Below are 20513 nucleotides of genomic sequence, written 5' to 3' on the forward strand. Positions count from 1 at the left end.
TCCTTGTTAGGCTACTGGCCGGCTGCTATGCCTTCGCGACGTGGGTCGGCCGCACCTTCTAAATGGGTGTTTTTAATCTCAATGGCATGAATACCGCTGTTTAAATCTGCTAGTTTTGGTTGATATCCCAGTTCCAGTAATGCAGGAACCAACTGACTTAAATTGGTATTTTGTTCCAGCACCAAAGCGTCATTACGATGAGTGAATCGTGGCAGGTTCGCCGCTTGTTGTGCATCCATTTTCCAATCCAGCACAGCCACTAAGTTTTGCGCTACATAATTGATAATGCGGCTGCCGCCTGGTGAGCCGGTGATATAAATCAGTGTGCCTTTCTGATCGAACACCATCACAGGAGCCATAGAGGACCTTGGTCTTTTATTAGCTTCCACTCTATTGGCCACCCAATAGCCATCTACTTTTGCCTGCAACGAAAAGTCGGTCAGTTGATTGTTCAGCAGATAACCATTAACAAATAAACCTGAACCAAAGGCATTTTCGATACTGGTGGTCATACTGACCGCATTACCTTTGCTGTCGACCACAGATAAATGACTGGTATTGGCAAATTCAATGGCGTTACCTGACGCCAAGGGTTCAGCACCTTGTGGCTCTCCCGCTACAGCAGGCTCGCCTTCAAGCGCAGTCAATAAGCTGGCGCGTTGTTTTAAATAATCAGCAGCCAGTAAACCTTGCACTGGCACTTTGACAAAGTCCGGGTCGGCAGCAAAACGTTCACGATCGGCAAAGGCCAGCTTACCGGCCTGGCTGATCAGATGAATCGCCTCCACTGAATTGGGTTTTAGTTTTGCCAAAGGCTGATGCGCCAGCATGCCCATCATTTGCAATACAGCTAAACCTCCAGAACTTGGTGGCGCCATGCTGCAAATTTTAAACTGCCGATAAGGGATGCAGATAGGCTCACGCTGTTTAGTCTGGTAAGAACTTAAATCTTTCAGGCTAATCTTGCCTGCATTAACAGGAGCCTGTTGCACAGCGGCCACCAGAGCTTTGGCATTGTCGCCCTGATAAAACGCCTTACTGCCGTCTTTCGCTATCTGTTTCAGTAAAGCCGCATAATCCGGGTTTTTCCGGACAAATCCAGCCTGTAGCCACTGACCATCCGTTTTAAAATAAGCCGCTGTTTGAGTAAATTTATCTAAACCCGGGTTCCAGTTGGCCTTTAACAAACCAGCTAAACGGGGCGATACCACAAAACCCTGCTCTGCAGTTTGAATAGCAGGCGCAAAAAGCTCAGCCCAAGGCAACACACCATGCTGCTGATGAGCCTGTTCCAGCGCTTTAATCACACCAGGGACGCCAACAGACTTACCGCCTACAAAAGCATCACGCCAGCGCATCAACTGGCCCTGTTCCATAAACAAATCTGGTCCGGCTGAGGATGGCGCTGTTTCGCGGCCATCAATGGAGGTTAATTTGGTCTGCTGTTTGTCCCAATGCAGTAAAAACAAACCACCGCCAATACCTGAACTTTGTGGCTCCACCAGCCCCAACATCAGTTGCATAGCAATAGCTGCATCCACTGCACTACCGCCTTTGGCAAGAATTTGTTCGCCCGCTTTGACCGCCAACGGATTAGCAGCGGAAGCCATATAGTGTTTGGCTGTGGCAAGTTGTTTTTGTTCTATACCAGTGGTGGCTTCAGGGTCTGTTATTGCGGCAAATAAAGTGCTGCTACTGAACAGCAATGCCGCTGTCAGGATCCGAAGCTTAAATTGAGTTGTTATCATTATTTTTCCTGCATTCAATAGACCTTCACCTTACCTAGTCGGGCCAGTTGGATCAATGACTGAAACGCCTTTTCACGTTAAAAGCCTTGACCTGAAGCGACGAATGCTTTTGCATAGCAGCTATTCTATTCAGTGAACGAAGATGTTGATGAATTTTCGCGCTTTTTCTACCTTTCAATACGCCATGCTGGCTTTTGCTCTGTTGTTGGTACTGCTGCATCTGTTGCCGGACAGTATCCGATCTGTGCTCGAATACCACAGATCCCAACCAGAACAAATCTGGCGCGCTTTAACCGGGCATTTACTGCACAGCAATCACTGGCATTTGCTTATGAATTTGGGTGCTTTACTGCTTATGCTGATGCTGCATCAGCTCTATTACCAACTGAGCTCTTTTACGCTCTTGCTGCTGTCAGGCTGTATAGGCATCAGTGTACTTTTGTATCTGTTCAGTCCTGACATTCAAATTTATGTCGGTTTATCTGGTTGGTTACATTGCTTTATTACCGTCGGCGCTTTGCTGGATATTAAACACAAGATCCAGTCCGGCTGGCTTATTCTGTTGGGTGTGATAGCAAAAGTAAGCTACGAACAGTGGCAAGGGCCAGATCCGGAACTGGCCGCATTAATAGATGCTAATGTGGCCATAGACGCTCATTTGTATGGGGTGATATCTGGTGTGTTGCTTGGACTGGTGTTTGTTGTCAGCGTAAAGCCTGCAAAAAGTCAGGTTCAGCAGTAAAACTCATCAAAAGCCCGCTTTGTGGATGGGTAAATTCCAACATCGCTGCATGCAGCATTAAACGGCTGCTTTGCTGTTGCTGGGCTTGGGTAGCATAAAACGGGTCACCTAAAATTGCATGCCCTATGCTTTGCATATGCAACCGCAACTGGTGTGAGCGCCCTGTCACCGGCTCTAATTGCACTAAAGTAGCCTGCTGCTGTGGTAATAGTTTCAGCACCTTGTAGTGCGTTACAGAAGCTTTGCCATCTGCGCTGATTTTATACAAAGGCCTGTTGTCGGGGTCGGCGGCGATGGGCTTATCCACTGTGCCCTCTGATGGATGTGGCACACCAGACACCACAGCCTGATACATCTTTTTTGTGCCCCTGCTTTGAAACTCTTTGCTGATAGTCGACAGCGCTTTTTTCGTCAGAGGCAGTACCAATAAACCCGAGGTGTCGTAATCCAGCCGATGCACAACAGAGGCAGAAGGGAATTCCAGTTGCACCCGGCTTATCAGGCAATCCTGATTTTTCGGATGCCGGCCTGGCACTGTTAATAAATGCGCAGGTTTATTCACCACCAGCAGATGCTCATCCTGATACAACAAATCCCAGTTTTCGCTGGTCGCAGGCAAAATTGCTAAATCATTAATCGTTATTGTCATTTTAAAAAACTAGATACAAAGTTGGCGCTAGTATGCCAGAATTGGCGTCATAACTGCAGTAGCTATATCTGTACTAACCATCTGTATAAATAAGAGTGAGTGGATGCAAAGGCCTTTTGTATATAACCCACCAGCCGAACCCTGGCTGGATATTTTGTATCTGGATAAAGACATTCTGGTGGTGAATAAACCCAGTGGTTTATTCACCAATCCGGGCCGTGCTGAAGATATGCAGGACTGCTTATTGCACAGAGTGCAGCAACAGTTTCCACTCGCTCAATTGGTGCACCGCCTCGATATGAGCACCTCTGGTTTAGTGGTGTTTGCGCTACGCCGTAAAGCAGAAGCGGCGCTGAAACAACAGTTTGCCTCACGTTCCGTGAAAAAAATTTACCGCGCCAGAGTCTGGGGTGAAATTGCCGAACAAGGCATGGTGAATGCCCCACTGATCGCAGATGCAACCCAGCCCCCCTTACAAAAAATCTGTGAAAAAACCGGCAAAGCAGCTCTGACTCATTTTCAGCGTTTAAGTTTTGATGGTCAAAGTAGCTTAGTGGAACTGCGACCTGTGACGGGGCGTTCACATCAATTGCGGGTGCATATGCAAAGTCTGGGGCATCCCATTTTAGGCGATGCCTTTTATGCTCATGATGAAGCTTATGCCGCAGCACCACGTTTGTTATTACAGGCTTTATGTTTAGAAGTGTATCAGCCTTATTCTTCGCAGTTGTTACGTTTTGAGTTGGAACCTGATTTTGAGTAGGGTCAGAGCAAAAGCTCTGACCCTGATCCTGTTATAGCTCTTGTTCAAATAAACGGAAGATACGTTTGTATTCATCCAGCCAGCTGCTTGGCTGACGGAAACCATGAGGTTCGACCGGATAAATTGCCGTCTCAAAGTTGGCATTTTCATGTTCGATCAAACGCTGCACCAAACGCACTACGTCCTGGAAAAACACGTTGTCATCCACCATAGGCGCATTAATTAGCAGCTTACCTTTTAAACCTTCAGTGAAATAAATCGGTGAACTGCGACGGTAGGCTATGGGGTCAACATCAGGTGTATTCAGAATATTGGAGGTATACCCATGGTTGTAATAAGCCCAGTCACTGACAGGACGTAAAGCAGCACCAGCTTTAAACAGATCTGGTTCAGTGAAGAGTGCCATAAAGGTCATAAAACCACCGTAAGAGCCACCATAAGTACCCACACGTTTTTCATCGACATGAGCATTGGCCACCAGGTATTTCACACCATCGACTAAATCCTGAGTTTCAGGAGTACCCATCTGACGGTAAATGGCTGTACGCCAATCACGGCCGTAACCTTTTGATGCACGGTAATCCATATCCAATACGACATAACCTTGTTGGATCAGCAAGTTATGAAACAGGTATTCACGGAAATAACCGGACCAGCCCAAATCACTGTTTTGCAGATAACCAGCGCCGTGGTTAAAGATCACAGCGCGGCGTTTTTCACCCTGCTGATAATCTTTTGGTAAATAAAGCTTAGAGAACACAGGCTGTTTACCATGGCTGGATGGCACTGCAACTACTTGTGGTGCGGTCAGATTTAACGCCATCAGCTCTGCTGACACTGTGTGGGTCAAACGGCTGACTTTGGCTTTAGGTTTGTTGTCCATCAGATACAACTCTGGTGGAGTGACAGAGTTGGACCAGGTCAACAGTAGTTTATTTTCATCAGGTGATAACTGGTAATCCGCCGAACCTTTAAGCGCTGTCATTTGCTCCAACTGACCTGAAGCTAAACTGACACGATACACTTCATAAATGCCAGGATGGCTCATATTGCCTTTGAAATACAGGTACTGATCGTTTTTAGTTAAACGCGGATTGCTGACTTCAAAAGTACCGGCGGTCAGTTTCTTTGCAGCGCCATTCACGGGTTTAACATACAAATGAGCATAACCTGATTCTTCTGACAGGTAATACAAGGTTTCTTTTTGGCTTAACCAGCCAAAGTCGTTGAAACTGTAGTTAATCCAGGCATCGTCATGCAATCTGTGCTGATTGACCAAGCGCTTTTTCGCGAAATCTACTGTTGCCAACCAGCGGTCTTTGTTGTCCCAGGCTTTGAGCATCACTGCCACTTGTGAGCCTGAATCATGCCACTGGATAGCAGACTGACTCCAGCTCCAGTCGTTAATTAATTCAATAGCACGAGGCGCTTTTTTCGACTGGTAAGTTTTGCCCTGTGCTTTGGCATTTTCTGCTTTCACAGCCGCCAGCACATCTTCATCAAAACCAGGCAAATCATTAAATTTCAGCTCTGTTGCCTGCTGAGTTTTCACATCAACCAAAAACAACTGGTGCGATTGAGGTTTTTGATCTGCCACACGGCGACGTACTTGTTCAGAGGCTATATCACCAGAAGCAGTGATGTAGTTGGGCATAATGTCAGTTTTATCACGCCATTCGCCTTTATCCGCTAACGCGACCAGCAACATATCGCCTTTTGGAGAGAGACTGGCCGATGCAATGCGCTTATCTTTATTCAAATAAACCGCCTGAATCGCCAGCGCATGGTTTTGCGCCGCCAGTAACTGCCGCTGTTCAAACTGTTCTGCTTTGTTTTTATGCGTCAAAGCAACAAAGTCGATGAGTTTGTGCTGTTCTTGCGCGAGATAGGAAGTGTCTACTTTAGGGGCCGCTGGTTTATCCGCATTTTTAAGGCTAACCAGTTCAGTGACAGCACCGCTGTTTAAATCCAGCACCTGATAAGTCCAGCCAGCACGGAATACCAAACGGCCATCCGCTAAAAACTGCACTTCGTCATAACGCGTTGAGCTTCGTGTCACTTGCGTTAACTTGCCCTGATGTTTAACAAAGACATTGCCTTCAAACAAATAGGCCAGTGATTTACCATCCTGACTATAGACAGTGCGCGCCGATCCCATTAAATGCCAGTCGGCCATAGGCACCACTGTTGCCAAAGCACCCTGCTCTGCTTTTAAGCTGTACCAGTCACGAATTTCTGAACCCTGACGTTTTTGCTGAAAGTACAACTGACTGTTGTTATCAGCCCAATAAGCTCCTTCTGCCGGGCGACCCAACCAGTCCGGATGCGCCATAATCTGCTCCATAGTAAAAGGGGCATGGGCTGCATTTTCCGGCGCTTTGACGCTGACAGGAGTGAGTTTATAGGTTTGAGGTTCAGCCGCAACAGCAGAACCAATAAAACTTGCCGCGACAAAAGCCGCTACTAACCATGGTTTTGTTTTCATTAATATTCTTTTTTAGTGGTGGTTGTAAGCTCTTTATACAAAGAAATCAGCCAAAGACCAAGAGCTGTATGAATAGCATAGGTTTAATGGCTGTTGGCAGGCGATAAGTGGAATGGGAAGAGCTGAAAACAGCCTGCAAAAAGATTTCGCAGGCTGTTTTCATCGACAGGCTTTAATTGAGTCTGAACCACCAGAACAACCCTGCACCAGCTAAAACCAGCAACAGGATCAACACACTGCCCCAAGGCCGTTTTTTCTCAGCAAAAGGGTCGGCTAAACTGCGTTTTGCTCCTGCAGGTAAACGAGCTAAACCTGTTAAAGCCGCACCAAAAGGCACATTAATTTTGGCTCTGGTGTTCACTGCCCAGCCATTGGCATCCAGCAGAGGTCCAAGATTACGTCGCCGCAAGGTTAAAAACGCCATCAACATGGAAGGTCCTGAAATCAACAGCAAGACACCGATAATGACTAATGGAATTTGCCACCAGACCAGCGAAAAAAGTCCTGCCATCACAGCGGCCAACGCTGTACCAATAGCGCCAACAGCTAAACCTAAAGCAGCAAAAATACCAGCAAATTTAGCGATATCAAAACCGGCCGCAGCAGCAGTGGCTGCCGGAGTTGGTGCTGGCGTAGCCGCTGTAGTCACACCTGTCGTGGTTTTCGCTTCGATGTCTTTATCACGCGAAGCAGCAAACTTCTGCAACTGAGCTTCAATAAAAGCCGCAACTCTTTTGTAAGGAGACCAGAACGCCTGACCAATACTGACAGGCTGAGCCACCACTTTAGTCACCATAGCGCGCCAGTCACGGTCTTGCCTGTCATAAAACACACCGTTTCGGCCTGGTACCATTAACTCGTCAACGTCTCCGGCAGTCAAGGCTGCCACTATCTGCAACGGAACTTCGCCCTGACGCTCACAAGTACAGTACACCAGATAACAACCACTAAAAGGGGCCATAGTGGCATGACGGGCCATGTCTGATACTTTCAGCACCAGCTCACAGCTGCGCTGATCCAGATACAAGGTTCCGATCTGGAAAATCGCTTTATGTTTGCGTTGGTAAAAATCACTTAACGACACAAAATTGCGTAATAAAGTCACTAAATCACGCTGATATCGCACCAGACGCTCTACTGCATCGACATTATCGGCAAAAGTGGATGCTGCGAGATCCTGAGCAATTAAAGCTTCCAGACGTTCTTTGCCATCTCCGGCCACTATAGCCTGCAGACGTTCAAGCTCCAGTTGATGCAAAGTAGTGTCTGGTTTAGCCGCCTGCCATGCGCGCCAGGGCTCTAATAGCTCACATATCTGTTGCCACTGATCAGCCGTTAAATGCCCGGCTTTACTTTTGCTTTTGCTGCCAACCAAAGGATCAACGACCAGGAGTTTGAAGTGGGTCACAGCACTGGCCCAGGCCGGGTTAACCCCCTCGCCCAGCGGTAAGGATTGCCCTGCGGCAATAGCTGCTAAAGGTAAGGCCGCAACATCAGTATCTACAGCACTAATGGCTTTATTACTCAGTAAGTCATAGGCAGCAACAGCAGGATTTAACGCTTCTGCAGCGCGACTATCAAAAGCGGCCAACTGACAGCGAACAAAAAAGTCATCGACTTTGGCTTTTACCGCTTCAAATGCTGCAACAGCTTCTGCGGTTTTATCACCCAGCGGGCAAAACAGAGGGTCGTCAGAACCTCCGGCCGCATGCCATTCCACCACAGCGGTAGCTTGTTGGTAAAACGCATTCAGGCTCTCACTATGGATCCCCAAACCACCACTACGATCCGGCTGTCCGCCCTGAGTCTGAATAATTTCAGTGATCAGTTGAACCAGCCCGGTATCCGACGTCAGCTCTGCCATCACCACGCCATCCCCATTAAAATGGTGTGGAGAAAAAAGCAGCGTCATATCGGCCAGGTCCGCAACCTGCAATAGATCGGCTTGTGTTTTACCTGTAATTTCAAGCACACGAAGCGCTGCAGCTTTGAGGTTCGCTCCTTCTGCGTCTTGATCATCAATAGCGTTAAGCGGTAAGCCCGGTGCTTTAAACATGATTTCAGCATCCGGCAACCGCTCACAACACCAGCGCACCGCAGCAAGAATTTCCGGCACCCGGATTTGACCATCACCATCCAGATCCAACAAGGCCAAGGTGCGGCTGTCAAATTCAAGGCCTGTGGTAGGACAGTTCAATACTGTCCAGAGTTTAGGGTCGAGTTCAGTTAAATGCTGCAGATCTGCGGCTGAATCCAGCGCCACCTGATCAAAACCACCTGATCTGAAAAAACGCCATTTATATTGAGATTGAATAGTTGCCAAAGCTTGCTCTCCCTGAGGCATAAGTTTTACCTAGCATAATTCAGAGCCAGCATACTTACCAAACCCTAAGTGAAGAAAGTGGTTTAATAACAACGGAAAAGCAGAGTTTTTTCAAAAAAGGCCACTTAATCAAAGTGGCCAAAGCTTGCGGGAAATGGAACAGGTCAAAAGAAAACCAAGGCCGTTGTTAAGCGGCCACAGCTGGTGCTAATTCAGCAATACGGGCTTTCGCCGCAGATAAGGCTTTTTCTGCACTTTCAGGTCCCATATTTAAACCTTCAGCGTAAATAAAGTTTAAATCTTTTAAACCAATGAAATTCAGCAAAGCAGTGACAAACGGAGTTTGCGAGTCCATTGGAGTGCCCTGATACAAACCACCACGAGTTGCGAAAATAAACACTGGTTTGTCTTGTAACAAGCCTACAGGACCTGTTTCAGTGTACTTAAAGGTAATACCAGCACGAGCCAGACGGTCAAAATAGGCTTTCAGCTGGCTTGGGACACCGAAGTTGTACATAGGAACGCCAATCACAATAGCATCAGCCTTTTTAATTTGGGCAACTGCGTCGTCTGACAAGGCAGCTAAAGCTTTCTGATCTTCAGTACGGTCTGACTCTGGGGTCATCCAGGCCGCCATTTCTGTCATGGTTAAATGTGGGTAGCTGTCCTGAACCAGATCAACAGTTTCAGTACTGAAGCCTGCAGGTAAAGAAGCTAAGAATTGCTGGCTTAACTGAGTCGATTGACCTTTGTCGCCGCTTATAGAACTATTAATTACTAATACATGTGCCATGGTGGTTTCTCCTGTCGAGTTAGTAATGACAGAATAACTTTAACTTTTTAGATAATAAATCAGAATAAATCAGACAAACCTTTCTATTTTTAGAATCAATCTAAAGTTAAATCCGCAGCGTAAATAAAGCACAAGCAAAATTGATACAGACAGGATTGGAATAATGTTGGATCCAACATCAGTTCAAAGGCATGATGACAGGAATTATCAAAGGCCCGGTATTCAAGGATCTATGTCAGTTCAACCACAAGACAATGCGCAGTGGGAACAAGCTTTAACTTTTATTGCAGTGGATCGTGATAAACAAGCCTATTCACAGCTATTTAGTTATTTTGCACCACGCTTAAAAGCTTTTGGTTTAAAAATGTTTGGTAACGAACAACAAGCCATGGAGATGGTGCAGGACACCATGCTCAATGTCTGGCAAAAAGCCAGATTGTTTGATGCAAGCCGTGGCTGTGCTTCTACCTGGATTTTTACCATTGCCCGTAATGTGCGGTTTGATATGTTACGCAAAAAACAAAGTCGCAAAGATGAGCTGTCTGCCGACGACTTGTTTTTTGATGGTGATTATCCTGAGCAGGAAGGCACGGACAGTAACGAGTGGGATTTATGGTTACTGGCAGAAAAAGTGGCTCCCCATTTTGCCAAGTTGCCGCCAGCGCAGCGTGACGTGATGGAAAAGGTGTATTTAGAAGAAAAATCGCATCAGGAAGTATCGGAAGAACTGGCAATCCCTTTAGGCACAGTGAAATCCCGTATTCGTCTTGCGCTCGACAGATTAAGAGAGGCTATCGATGATCCACGCAGTTAAATATCACCCGGCGCTTGAGCTGCTGGAACAGTATATTGAAGCCAGTCTGGCCCCTGAATTAAGCCTGGCTATTGCAGCACATCTGGATCTGTGCCCACATTGTCAACGCATTAAAATGGATTTGGAAGCTGAAGCCGGGGCACATTTAGCCGCCTTACCCCAGGAACAAAGCGCAGAGACTGACTGGCAACAGATGCTGGATTTTATTACCGCTCAACCTGAAATTGCAGTTCAGCTGACAGAGCGACAGCCTTTTGCTGTGCAAATTCAGAATAGTGAAATTTTATTGCCGGCTTCGTTAAAACCACTGCTGAAAAACAAGCTCAAATGGTTAAATTTGGGCGGGATCAGCACTGCTAAACTGGCGGGTGAAGATCAACATAATGTGTCTTTACTTTATATTCGCAAAGACAGCGAAGTGCCACAACATACCCATTTAGGGCTGGAAATTACTCTGGTGCTTAAGGGTAAAATCTACGACGAATCAGGTTGTTATGGTGAAGGCGATTTATTAATTAATACACCAGACCATACCCATACGCCGCGCACTATGAGTGAAGATTGTTTATGTTTGTCGGTATTAACAGCACCACTGAAGTTTAAAAAAGGCTTAACCCGTTTGTTAAACCCTCTGCAGCATCTGTTTTACTAAAGTAGGGGCGACCTTTATGGTCGCCCGTCTATCTGTCACAGCTAATACGAAGAGTATTGCTTCAAGCTAAAAGCGCTACCCCACCTTTTAAGTTAAACACCAGTTCAAACCCTGCTCTGTTCAGCACTTTGGCGGCCAACAAACTACGATTACCTGAACGGCAAACCAGTAGGACAGGTTGTGGTGTTTTTGTGTGTTGATCAGCGACTTGCTGTACCAAGGCGGACAAAGGAACTTCTTTAGCAGCCAAGTCAGGTAAATACACTGACAAAGCGCCAGCGGCCTGCTCGTGAGCTTCACGCACATCCCAAATTTGCAAACCCGGATATTGCTGTATTAACGCCACAATCTGATGTTTATCAATTACAGCAGTTGCATCAGATACACAGACTTCCACCACGCCACAAAAATGCCCTGATTGCTGCTGTAGCCAGTCGGTTTGACGTTGTAACTCGCTTAACCACAGCTCTGCTGTATCTTCAGTATTCAGCACCTGTTGCAACACTGGCTGCTCCTGCAGCATCAGGTCCCAACGGGTGAAAAACCGCTGAGCATAGTCATGACTGGAGACTAATAAGGTTTGAGCTTCTAATTGCTGCCCCAAAGCTCGTAAACTCTGGCGAAACGCCTGACTGTCTCCACCAGGTAAATCCAGTCGTCCAGTGCCTCCTGGCAGAATAAAATCGCCAACAAAAGCAAACTTTTGTTGCTGATGCTGCCGTACCAAAATAGTCACAGCTTCAGGACTATGGCCTGGAGTTGCCACAGTATCCAACTGATAAGACCCCATCTTCAGGCTGGTTTCGTCTAAAGGCCAGCCAAGGCTGTTGGTATTTACCGGGTTCAGTAAATCAGTTAACAAAGTAACCAACTCAGGCCGGGCCGAGGGATGGTCTTTGTGCAAATGAGTATCCAGAATAGCCCGTACTTTTAACTGATGGCCCTGCACTAAAAGCGCAATACGGCTGGCCAGGGCTAATGCAGCATCAATAATAATGACTTCTGAGGTCTCAGCCGACACCAGCAAATAGCTGCATAAATCTTCGTGTTTTAACTGCACTAAGCCTGCTAAAGGCTGAAGCTCTGTGCTACTGGCATCACTTAATACCAAACAACAGGAATTGACCACCGCCTTTAATGCCAGAATAGCTTTGCAGGCCTGCTGACACTCTTCTGCAGTCATAGCCGGGCCAAAGGATAAACGGATAGCGCCCTGGCTGCGCCACAGCGGCAAACCCATCGCATTCAGCACAAAGCTGGTCGGAATTTTAGAGCTGCAAGCCGAACCCGAGCTGACACGAATACCAGCAGCATCAAACAAATCCATAATATCTTTGCTGGCAAAACCCGGCACAGAAAAGTTGATGGTGGTGGGCACTATATAAGGTTGGTCGCTATTGAGTACTAAATCAGGAAAAACCTGGCGTAATGCGAAAAGCAGTTGATCACGGTAAGTCCAAAGTTGTTGCTCAGACTGAAATACCGACCCTTCTTTTAATTTCAGTTGTTGGAAAATAGCCTGCAAAGCTGCAATACCTGGCAGGTTTTCAGTACCTGAACGCAAGCCACTCTCTTGCCCGCCACCAGCCAGCAACGGCTGGTAAGGTGTGCCTTTACGCAGATACAAAAAGCCTATACCTTTGGGTGCATAGAGTTTATGGCCACTAAAGGGTGCATAGTCTATGGTCATGTGCTCAAGCTGCAATGGCATTTTTCCAAGCGCCTGCACACAGTCCACCATCCACAGTACCTGCGGCGCGACGCTGCGAATAAGCTGCTGCAACGCGGTCAAATCCTGCTTTACACCTGTTTCATTATTCGCAGCCATAGTGCATATCAATAGGGTGTTGGGCAATTCTTGTTGGATAAAATCAAAATCCAGCAAGCCATGCTGATCCACAGGAATAGCTTTAATAGTGGCGCCCAGCTGCAATACGTGATTCCAGTGTTCAAGGCTTTGAGGTACGGCTTTGTGCTCTGTGGCACCATACAGCAAGCTATAAGCAGGCCCTGTTTTTCCTGACATGCGTGCATGCAACAAGGCGGAGAAAATAGAACTTTGAATACCTTCGGTAGCTCCAGAGGTAAAGACGATATCGCCGGAACCAGCACCAATCAGCTGACGAGCGAGTTGTCTGGTGCTTTCCAGCTCAACTTTGGCTTTAATACCAGTACTGTGGCTACTGCTTGGATTGCCAAAACATTGCTGCATCGTATGTTGCACCGCCGCAGCGGCGCAAGCCAGTACGGGAGTCGTGGCATTATTATCCAGATAAATTTCTTGTGGCCGGGTAGCAGGCTTTTGCATGGTTCGCCCCATATAACTAAAGGTTATATTATATATGGCAATATAATAACCAGCCCCACCTGTTGTGGCAAGGCTGCAGGGGATAAGTATCTTCAGCGCTAAAACAGGAAACCGCCTTTCGGCGGTTTCAGATTACTCGATTAAATCTTTTGGAATTTGTGAGCGTAAGCCAGCCCAGATTTTTCCACTTTCTTTACCGTACTTACGTACCGCAAACACCACTTCGTCATGTTTACCGGCTTCAGCATATTGCTTCAACTGGTTGTAATACTGACGAGCCAGTTCACGGGCTTCAGCCGATGAGAAGTAAAAACGTGCGATTTTGTTATACAGACCACGGAAGCCATTTAAAATCAGCACATAAATGCGATTCGAGGAATGCAGCGCCATTTCATGGTTCAGGTTGTAGTCAAAAGCTGCAAAAGCTTCAGCTGTGTCTGCCAAATCTTCAGCACCTGCAAAAGATGCAATCACCTGTTCTTTATGAGTTTTAATGGCACCACGAATGTAAATGGCGCTGATATTGGTGCGGGCAGACAACAACTCGTCTACCAGCTCAGGCATGCGCTCTTCATCTAAACGAGCCAGAGTTTCCAGAATATTTAACCCTGAGGTTTCCCAGAAATTATTTACTTTGGTTGGTTTGCCGTGCTGAATAGTCAGCCAGCCATCACGGGCTAAACGTTGTAATACTTCACGCAAGGTAGTACGGGTCACCCCAATCAGCTCTGACAGTTCACGCTCAGCCGGCAGAATGGAACCTGGAGCAAATTTGCCATTCCAGATGGACTCAACAATATATTCTTCAGCAAAACCAGCTGGGCTTTGCGCTTTAATTAAATTCATAGTCATGCGGAGGGGCCCGTTGTCATTATTATAATGTCAGATAAATGGCACTGATTGTACCAGAGACAAAGCAGTTAACAAGCTATGGATTAAAAATAGCTGTTCGACGTGCTGTGGGTTGTCTTTCGGCTGTTTTTGCCTTAGATTGACCGACTTATAGTTTTGTTTTATCAAACAAAGGGATCCGAATGTTATCCAGTCTGGCAAAATGGTCAAAACAACGATCGGCATGGCTCGTTTTAGCTCTGTCAGCCACGGTGTTGTTAGGTCTGGCGTTGTACTTTCAATATCAGATGAATTTACAGCCTTGCATGTTATGTGTTTATGCCAGAGCGGCGTTAACAGGTGTGATTTTAGCAGCCCTGATCGCGTTGATCTCACCGACTAATGGTTTGTTGCGCTGGATAGCTTTATTCACTTTTAGTGCGAGTTCGGTTTGGGGTTTTATGATCACCCAGGAACACATAGGCGTAGAAGAGCTGGTGCAATCCGGTGGTTTATATACCTGCAGTTTGTTTCCTGAATTCCCGCTGGGTTTGCCTTTAGATAAATGGTTTCCGGAAGTTTTTAATCCAACAGGTATGTGTGGTGATATAGCCTGGCGTTTTATGGATCTTTCCATGCCTGTCTGGACTCGGGTTATTTTTGTGGTGTATACCCTGCTGTCACTGATGTTAATTTTCAGCCAGTTTAAGAAGAAAAAATACAATCCATACGACTAATAAAAATGGGGTCAGATCACATTATTTGCCTGGCAAATAATGTGATCTGACCCCATTTTTAATTCAATTAGCTAATGATAGCTAACAGTTCTACGTCAAAGACTAAAGTGCTGAATGGAGCAATTTTGCCACCAGCGCCACGCTCACCGTAAGCCAGGTTGTGTGGAATAGTTAAACGTAACTTGGTGCCAACTGGCATCAGTTGCAGCGCTTCAGTCCAGCCGGCGATCACGCCAGATACCGGGAATTCAGCCGGCTGACCACGGTCGTACGAACTGTCAAACACAGTACCGTCAATTAAAGTGCCGTGGTAATGCGTACGTACTGTAGAAGCTTTAGTTGGCTTCTCGCCTTCACCTTGTACTAATACTTCGTACTGTAAACCGGAGGCAGTGACTGTCACACCTGGCTTTTTCGCATTTTCAGCAAGGAAAGCTTCACCAGCGCCGGCTAAAGCTTTGGCTTGTTCTTCTTGTTGTTCCTGCATACGCTGGCTGATCACCTGGAAAGCAGCACCAATTTGCTGTTCAGATACTTCTGGTTCGTCTCCCTGGAAAGCAGCAGCTAAACCTGCGGCTACAGCCAGAATGTCCAAACCGTCAAACGGGTTATCAGCCAGTTGCTGACCCATTTGCAGACCTATGCCATAACTGGCGTGTTGCTCTAAGCTGGTAAATTTAGTAGACATAAAGTTCACTTGTAGTTTGGCGCACAAAGCGCGTTGTAGAAGCGCAAATCAAATTCGGCTTCAGTTTCAACCTGATACATCATCAGATCACGAAAGTTGTTGTAGCTGCTGCCATAGACCTAACACTAAGTGTTGATCCTGCTCTGTCAGCTCACCACCGGCAATGGCCAAATCCAGACTTTGCTGTACAGTGCCCGCAAGTTCAGCGCGCTCAAATTGCTGCTCTGTCAGCTCTAAACGGCCCACAGCTAAATCAAAATGGCCACGTAAATAACCACCGGCAAATAATTCATCATCACTGGCTTGTTGCACCATTGCATCTAAAAAATGGGCAACCTGCTGAATATAGGCCTGAACGTCCTGCATTTTTACTCCTCCAGACCTAGTCTGTACATCACATAATCGTTGTAACCGACCAGCACAGGGATCAGTCCCTGTAATTGCTGATCAAGGCTTGCGTCCCCAGTGTCAGCCAATAAAGGCCGGCCTTCAAGCTGCTGTAATTTCGTCTTCGTGGCGACTAAACAAATATTAGCGCGGCCCACGGCGCGAATAACAGCAGGGCTTAACTGCTGATTCCCCCGGCCAAACACATGACCCTGCCCGCCTATTAAGGTGATCACCAGTTTGCTTGGGTAATCCTGCACCAGTGCCAGCAGCTCTGTGGCTGTGACATCGGACGCAATCAGCCTGCCATTTTCAACCACGTCTACGCCTAATAAGGTATTAGGCAAATCCAGTTCTTTCATCACAGCGGCAACAGTAGAGCCTGAGCCCATCACATAACGCACGTCATCGTCCATGGTGCTTGCTATGTAGGCCGCTAAATCATCCAGCACTAGCTCTTCTGCTTCTTTGCCGCCGTTTTTCACACTTTGGATATAACGCAGCTCGGCTGGAATACGCATTTCACCAAAACGTTTAGCGCGCACTATGCCTTGGCGAAAGGCGGTTTCGTCTATATCCATCACCGCGGCTTCAGTTAAGGTGACTAATTCGCCTTTGACTAGCTGGGCTATGACTTTACCAGCTGCCGAAGGGCTGATGGCATAAACACCGGAGTGAATTTTACAACCTGCTGGCACACCGAGCACAGTAGCTCGCTCGCCGACCGCAGCACAGATATTGCGGGCTGTGCCATCGCCACCGGCAAATAACAACAAATCCACGCCCTGCTCTGCTATGGCAGTAGCAGCTTGTTCGGTATCTTCTGCAGAGGTCTTGCTGGATTCTGGCGTATAACAGATCTGATAATGAAATCCTAAAGATGCCAATAAATCAGCGCCCATAGCGCCAGCAACCGTCAGTATTTGTAGCTGCTCTTTCAGAGGTAACAACTGCTCTAAGGCCAAAGCGGTTTTATTTTGTGCCTGAGGCACAGCCCCTAATGCCAGAGCTTGCTCCACTACGCCATCGCTACCTTTAAGCGCGACAGCACCACCTACTCCGGCTACAGGATTGATAATTAAACCTAAACGAAACAGACTGGCCACAACACCCTCTACAGCGTAAAAAAAACGCCGCATTGTAGCCTTTTACGCCTGCAATGCCCAGCAGGAACTCAATACTGCGCTAAAGGTTTTGCTGTTGTCGCAAGGTTTTTGGCAAAGAAAAGGCCATTAAGGTGGCGCCTAAAGCCGCCACTGCAGCACTGACAAAAGTTAAAGTAGCGCCTGGTCCGTCAGCCCATAGTACCCCGGCACAATAAGCTCCTATAGCACCACCGCCGCCATACACTACACCAGCATACAAAGCCTGGCCCCGGCTGCGCTGCGCTGGTGCAAAAAAGCTCTGAATAAACTGCATAGCGCAGCTGTGCGCCAAGGCAAAACTGGCTGCATGAAACAACATACTAAACGCCAGCCAATACCAGTGCTCTGCCAGATAAGCCACAATCAACCAGCGTACTATGGTCAGGCCGTAACAAAAGGTCAACAAAACACGGTAGCTAAAGCGGTTCAGCACTTTGCCTGCATAAAAAAACGCGATAATTTCCGCCAGTACAGCCAGGGCTATCATCAAACCAGAGGTGACACCGCTGTAGCCTAAATCGCGGCAATACAAAATAAAGAAACCGTAAAAAGGCGCAAAACTGATTTGCATTAAAAAAGTCGCAGCCATAAAACGTAAAAACACCGGATGCTTAAACAGAGTTCTGAAGCGGATAGACTGCTGCCCTTCGGTGTTTTTCATCGTAAAAGACGGAAGTAAAAACAAAGTGCCAAGCAGCAAAGCCAGAAAAACCGTCGCGCCCCAGGGTAAGAATTCGGAGCCAAAATATTGCAACAACAACCCACCCAGCATGACGACCACTATGTAACCCACACTGCCAAAACTGCGCACCCGGCCATAAACGCTACTGTCATTATTCAGATAGTGAAAAGCACTGACTTCCAACTGAGGCAAAATCGCAGTCCAGAATAAGCTGAATAAACCAAGACCAAATACCAAAGGCCAATAACCCAGATCAACATAGCTGCTGAGCCAGCCAATGGACGCCAGCACAGCGCCAAAGCGCATAACGCTGATTGGATCGCCTTTACGCTCCACTACCATAGCCCACAAGCTCGGGCCAATAATACGAGTGGTGGTGACTATCGCCAGCAGCAAACCTATATCGTGAGAATTAAAACCGCGGCCATCGAGAAACATCGGCAGGTAAGGTACAAAAATGCCCAACACAGCAAAATAGGCAAAGTAAGCAAGTCCCAGGGCTGGGGTGGTGGCAAGTTTCATGGGGTCAGAGCCTTGGCTCTGACCCCTTAGTTATAAAGGACAGAGCAAAATTACATTTGAAAACACAAATCTGTTTGGTTCTTAGATAAAAGGGTCAGAGCTTAAGCTCTGACCCTATACTACGGCTGCCTTGCTATATCTGGTGTTGTGACGACCACATCAGCATTTTGTGCTCTGTGGCGCAGGAAATGATCCATCAGCACTATCGCCAGCATCGCCTCAGCAATAGGCACTGCACGAATGCCGACACAAGGGTCGTGGCGGCCTTTGGTGATCATTTCTGTTTCTTCACCGCTGGTGGTAATAGTTTTACCGGGAATGCTGATACTGGAGGTAGGTTTTAACGCAATACTGACATTAATATCCTGACCCGACGTAATACCACCTAAAGTGCCACCAGCATGATTAGCGCTAAAGCCTTCTAAGCGCAGTTCATCGCGATGGGTCGAGCCACGCTGTTCTACCACAGCAAAACCATCGCCAATTTCAACGGCTTTGACGGCATTGATGCTCATCATGGCATGGGCGATATCTGCATCAATCCGGTCGAATACAGGTTCACCCCAACCTACAGGCACACCGGACGCCACTACATTAATACGGGCACCAACTGAATCACCGTCTTTTTTCAGTTGACGCATATACTCATCTAACTGCTCCAGCACATCGACATCAGGACAGAAAAAAGCGTTTTGCTCGACCTGATCCCAATCCAGCTTTTGTGCCTTCACAGGGCCAAGCTGCGCCAGATAACCACGAATTTCGATACCAAACTTAGCCTTTAAGTACTGCTTGGCGATAGCACCTGCCGCCACTCGAACCGCAGTTTCACGGGCGGATGAACGGCCACCACCACGGTAATCGCGAATACCGAATTTATGCCAGTAGGTGTAATCCGCATGACCTGGACGGAACAAGTCTTTAATGGCTGAATAATCCTGTGAACGCTGATCAGTATTTTCAATCAACAAGCCTATGGATGCGCCTGTGCTATAGCCTTCAAACACGCCAGATAAAATTTTGACGATATCGTCTTCGCGACGTGCTGTGGTGTAACGTGAAGTGCCGGGTTTGCGTCTGTCCAGCTCAAGCTGAATTTGCTCCAAATCGAGCTTTAAGCCAGGCGGCAAACCATCCACTATGCCACCAATGGCCGGGCCATGGCTTTCACCAAAGGTGGTCACTTTAAATAGTTGGCCTATAGAATTACCCGACATCATTCACCCCTGCGTATCTTTGTATTTTTTGAAAATTAAGCTTTTAAACTGTGTTTCAAGACTGTACTTCAAAACTATCCTGATGTTTCACCAAATCAGCTTTGCTGATGGCAAACACACCTAAACCACCACGTTCAAATTCCAGCCATTGTAAGGGCAAATCCGGATACAGCTCTTGCAGCGCCACCATGCTATTACCCACTTCACAAATCAGCCAGCCACCGTCGTTTAGATGCTCTGCAGCTTCAGCCAAAATACGGCGAGTCAATTCCAGACCATCGTGGCCAGAAGCTAAACCTAATTCAGGCTCGTGATGGTATTCATCCGGTAAGTCGGCCATATCGTCAGCATCGACGTAAGGCGGATTAGTCACAATCAAATCGTAAGTTTGGCCTTTGATGGCATTGTAGCCATCAGACAACATAGGAAACACCTGATGTTCCAGCTCATGCTGTTCAATATTAAATATTGCGACATCCAGCGCTTCTTCACTGATATCCAGAGCATCCACTTCGGCATTCGGGAACTGTTTAGCACAAGCAATAGCAATACAACCGGAACCCGTGCACAAATCTAAAATACGTGCCGGTTCATGTTCTTTAAACCAGGGCTCGAAGCCTCGGTTAATCAGCTCGCCTATAGGAGAACGTGGCACTAACACCCGCTCGTCGACATAAAAACTCAAACCACAGAAAAAAGCTTGCTGAGTTAAATAAGCGGCCGGAATTCGTTGTTCAATGCGTTGCAGCAACAGATCACAAAAAACTTTGGCTTCAGTGCTGGTCATACGCAGAGGCAACAGGTTTTCAGTAATACGCGCCATATCCAGACTATGAGCCAGCAATAAGGCTGCTTCATCCCATGGATTGTCGGTACCGTGGCCAAAATAAATATGGGCTTTATTAAACTGGCTGACAGACCAGCGTAACCAGTCGTGGATGGAATGCAGCTGGCGGATGGCTTCGTCGATAATTTCCGCAGTCAGATGGCTACTTTGATGCTCTGTCATTGTGTTTTACTCTACTGA

General features: G+C 47.1%; 18 protein-coding genes. 5 read left to right on the forward strand and 13 right to left on the reverse strand.

Going from position 1 to position 20513, the window contains the following annotated elements:
• Positions 1-11: 11 nt before the first annotated feature.
• Positions 12-1748: a gamma-glutamyltransferase gene (gene ggt, locus P3C17_RS13370; RefSeq protein ID WP_300929917.1), complete on the reverse strand. Its 1737-nt coding sequence runs from the start codon at positions 1746-1748 to the stop codon at positions 12-14.
• A gap of 142 nt (positions 1749-1890) precedes the next feature.
• Between ggt and rrtA the strand changes: the two genes are divergently transcribed.
• On the forward strand, positions 1891-2490 hold the full coding sequence (gene rrtA, locus P3C17_RS13375; RefSeq protein ID WP_300929918.1) for a rhombosortase: 600 nt from the start codon (positions 1891-1893) through the stop codon (positions 2488-2490).
• Here the strand turns inward: rrtA and P3C17_RS13380 are convergent.
• Positions 2453-3139, reverse strand: a complete 687-nt coding sequence (locus P3C17_RS13380) for an RluA family pseudouridine synthase (RefSeq protein WP_300929919.1) — start codon at positions 3137-3139, stop codon at positions 2453-2455. The two genes, rrtA and P3C17_RS13380, sit on opposite strands and share 38 nt — an antisense overlap.
• 103 nt (positions 3140-3242) lie before the next feature.
• Between P3C17_RS13380 and P3C17_RS13385 the strand changes: the two genes are divergently transcribed.
• On the forward strand, positions 3243-3902 hold the full coding sequence (locus P3C17_RS13385) for an RluA family pseudouridine synthase (protein ID WP_300929920.1): 660 nt from the start codon (positions 3243-3245) through the stop codon (positions 3900-3902).
• Between the two features lie 31 nt (positions 3903-3933).
• On the opposite strand, the gene P3C17_RS13390 is transcribed toward P3C17_RS13385, so the two are convergent.
• From P3C17_RS13390 to P3C17_RS13400, 3 genes are all read right to left on the reverse strand, one after another.
• Positions 3934-6387, reverse strand: coding sequence for a prolyl oligopeptidase family serine peptidase (locus P3C17_RS13390; protein WP_300929921.1), 2454 nt, complete (start codon positions 6385-6387; stop codon positions 3934-3936).
• 172 nt (positions 6388-6559) lie between these two features.
• The gene (locus P3C17_RS13395; protein WP_300929922.1) at positions 6560-8710 is read right to left on the reverse strand and encodes a hypothetical protein; all 2151 of its coding nucleotides are present in this window, start codon (positions 8708-8710) and stop codon (positions 6560-6562) included.
• A 187-nt stretch (positions 8711-8897) separates the two neighbouring features.
• Positions 8898-9503 carry an NAD(P)H-dependent oxidoreductase gene (locus P3C17_RS13400; protein WP_300929923.1) on the reverse strand — a complete coding sequence of 202 codons (606 nt, stop codon included), beginning with the start codon at positions 9501-9503 and terminating at the stop codon, positions 8898-8900.
• Positions 9504-9735: 232 nt separating this feature from the next.
• Here P3C17_RS13400 and P3C17_RS13405 point away from each other — a divergent pair, with 232 nt between their 5' ends.
• Both P3C17_RS13405 and P3C17_RS13410 read left to right on the forward strand, forming a co-directional pair.
• Positions 9736-10317 carry a sigma-70 family RNA polymerase sigma factor gene (locus P3C17_RS13405; protein WP_147903700.1) on the forward strand — a complete coding sequence of 194 codons (582 nt, stop codon included), beginning with the start codon at positions 9736-9738 and terminating at the stop codon, positions 10315-10317.
• Entirely contained in the window at positions 10301-10969 is a 669-nt protein-coding gene (locus P3C17_RS13410; protein ID WP_300929924.1) for a ChrR family anti-sigma-E factor, read from the forward strand. Before P3C17_RS13405 ends, P3C17_RS13410 begins: the two co-directional genes overlap by 17 nt.
• A gap of 61 nt (positions 10970-11030) precedes the next feature.
• On the opposite strand, the gene P3C17_RS13415 is transcribed toward P3C17_RS13410, so the two are convergent.
• Both P3C17_RS13415 and fadR read right to left on the reverse strand, forming a co-directional pair.
• Positions 11031-13277: an aminotransferase class V-fold PLP-dependent enzyme gene (locus P3C17_RS13415; RefSeq protein WP_300929925.1), complete on the reverse strand. Its 2247-nt coding sequence runs from the start codon at positions 13275-13277 to the stop codon at positions 11031-11033.
• A 132-nt stretch (positions 13278-13409) separates the two neighbouring features.
• On the reverse strand, positions 13410-14129 hold the full coding sequence (gene fadR, locus P3C17_RS13420; RefSeq protein WP_008897841.1) for a fatty acid metabolism transcriptional regulator FadR: 720 nt from the start codon (positions 14127-14129) through the stop codon (positions 13410-13412).
• Positions 14130-14311: 182 nt separating this feature from the next.
• On the opposite strand from fadR, the gene dsbB reads away from it, so the two are divergent.
• Positions 14312-14845, forward strand: a complete 534-nt coding sequence (gene dsbB, locus P3C17_RS13425) for a disulfide bond formation protein DsbB (protein WP_300929926.1) — start codon at positions 14312-14314, stop codon at positions 14843-14845.
• Positions 14846-14912: 67 nt separating this feature from the next.
• On the opposite strand, the gene P3C17_RS13430 is transcribed toward dsbB, so the two are convergent.
• From P3C17_RS13430 to prmB, 6 genes are all read right to left on the reverse strand, one after another.
• Complete coding sequence (locus tag P3C17_RS13430) at positions 14913-15533, reverse strand: FKBP-type peptidyl-prolyl cis-trans isomerase (protein ID WP_300929927.1); 621 nt, start codon at positions 15531-15533, stop codon at positions 14913-14915.
• Positions 15534-15620: 87 nt separating this feature from the next.
• Positions 15621-15899 (reverse strand): YfcL family protein, encoded by a 279-nt coding sequence (locus P3C17_RS13435; RefSeq protein WP_300929928.1) that lies wholly within the window; start codon positions 15897-15899, stop codon positions 15621-15623.
• 2 nt (positions 15900-15901) lie between these two features.
• Positions 15902-17059: an ATP-NAD kinase family protein gene (locus P3C17_RS13440; protein ID WP_300929929.1), complete on the reverse strand. Its 1158-nt coding sequence runs from the start codon at positions 17057-17059 to the stop codon at positions 15902-15904.
• Positions 17060-17105: 46 nt separating this feature from the next.
• Positions 17106-18269, reverse strand: coding sequence for an MFS transporter (locus tag P3C17_RS13445; protein ID WP_233009772.1), 1164 nt, complete (start codon positions 18267-18269; stop codon positions 17106-17108).
• 119 nt (positions 18270-18388) lie between these two features.
• Positions 18389-19486, reverse strand: a complete 1098-nt coding sequence (aroC, locus tag P3C17_RS13450; protein WP_300929930.1) for a chorismate synthase — start codon at positions 19484-19486, stop codon at positions 18389-18391.
• 55 nt (positions 19487-19541) lie between these two features.
• Positions 19542-20495, reverse strand: a complete 954-nt coding sequence (gene prmB / locus P3C17_RS13455) for a 50S ribosomal protein L3 N(5)-glutamine methyltransferase (RefSeq protein ID WP_300929931.1) — start codon at positions 20493-20495, stop codon at positions 19542-19544.
• Positions 20496-20513: the final 18 nt, after the last annotated feature.

The sequence above is a fragment of the Rheinheimera sp. 1928-s genome, from assembly GCF_029269265.1.
In the GTDB taxonomy this organism is placed as follows: domain Bacteria; phylum Pseudomonadota; class Gammaproteobacteria; order Enterobacterales; family Alteromonadaceae; genus Pararheinheimera.

What these genes read in the sequence shown, in the direction of transcription:
- dsbB (WP_300929926.1), top strand. Translation starts at nt 14,312, where the DNA reads ATGTTATCCAGTCTGGCAAAATGGTCAAAACAACGATCGGCATGGCTC.
- P3C17_RS13405 (WP_147903700.1), top strand. Translation starts at nt 9,736, where the DNA reads ATGTCAGTTCAACCACAAGACAATGCGCAGTGGGAACAAGCTTTAACT.
- aroC (WP_300929930.1), bottom strand. Translation starts at nt 19,486, where the DNA reads ATGTCGGGTAATTCTATAGGCCAACTATTTAAAGTGACCACCTTTGGT.
- P3C17_RS13380 (WP_300929919.1), bottom strand. Translation starts at nt 3,139, where the DNA reads ATGACAATAACGATTAATGATTTAGCAATTTTGCCTGCGACCAGCGAA.
- ggt (WP_300929917.1), bottom strand. Translation starts at nt 1,748, where the DNA reads ATGATAACAACTCAATTTAAGCTTCGGATCCTGACAGCGGCATTGCTG.
- rrtA (WP_300929918.1), top strand. Translation starts at nt 1,891, where the DNA reads ATGTTGATGAATTTTCGCGCTTTTTCTACCTTTCAATACGCCATGCTG.
- P3C17_RS13390 (WP_300929921.1), bottom strand. Translation starts at nt 6,387, where the DNA reads ATGAAAACAAAACCATGGTTAGTAGCGGCTTTTGTCGCGGCAAGTTTT.
- P3C17_RS13385 (WP_300929920.1), top strand. Translation starts at nt 3,243, where the DNA reads ATGCAAAGGCCTTTTGTATATAACCCACCAGCCGAACCCTGGCTGGAT.
- P3C17_RS13410 (WP_300929924.1), top strand. Translation starts at nt 10,301, where the DNA reads ATGATCCACGCAGTTAAATATCACCCGGCGCTTGAGCTGCTGGAACAG.
- P3C17_RS13430 (WP_300929927.1), bottom strand. Translation starts at nt 15,533, where the DNA reads ATGTCTACTAAATTTACCAGCTTAGAGCAACACGCCAGTTATGGCATA.
- P3C17_RS13445 (WP_233009772.1), bottom strand. Translation starts at nt 18,269, where the DNA reads ATGAAACTTGCCACCACCCCAGCCCTGGGACTTGCTTACTTTGCCTAT.
- P3C17_RS13440 (WP_300929929.1), bottom strand. Translation starts at nt 17,059, where the DNA reads ATGCGGCGTTTTTTTTACGCTGTAGAGGGTGTTGTGGCCAGTCTGTTT.
- P3C17_RS13435 (WP_300929928.1), bottom strand. Translation starts at nt 15,899, where the DNA reads ATGCAGGACGTTCAGGCCTATATTCAGCAGGTTGCCCATTTTTTAGAT.
- P3C17_RS13400 (WP_300929923.1), bottom strand. Translation starts at nt 9,503, where the DNA reads ATGGCACATGTATTAGTAATTAATAGTTCTATAAGCGGCGACAAAGGT.
- fadR (WP_008897841.1), bottom strand. Translation starts at nt 14,129, where the DNA reads ATGACTATGAATTTAATTAAAGCGCAAAGCCCAGCTGGTTTTGCTGAA.
- prmB (WP_300929931.1), bottom strand. Translation starts at nt 20,495, where the DNA reads ATGACAGAGCATCAAAGTAGCCATCTGACTGCGGAAATTATCGACGAA.
- P3C17_RS13415 (WP_300929925.1), bottom strand. Translation starts at nt 13,277, where the DNA reads ATGCAAAAGCCTGCTACCCGGCCACAAGAAATTTATCTGGATAATAAT.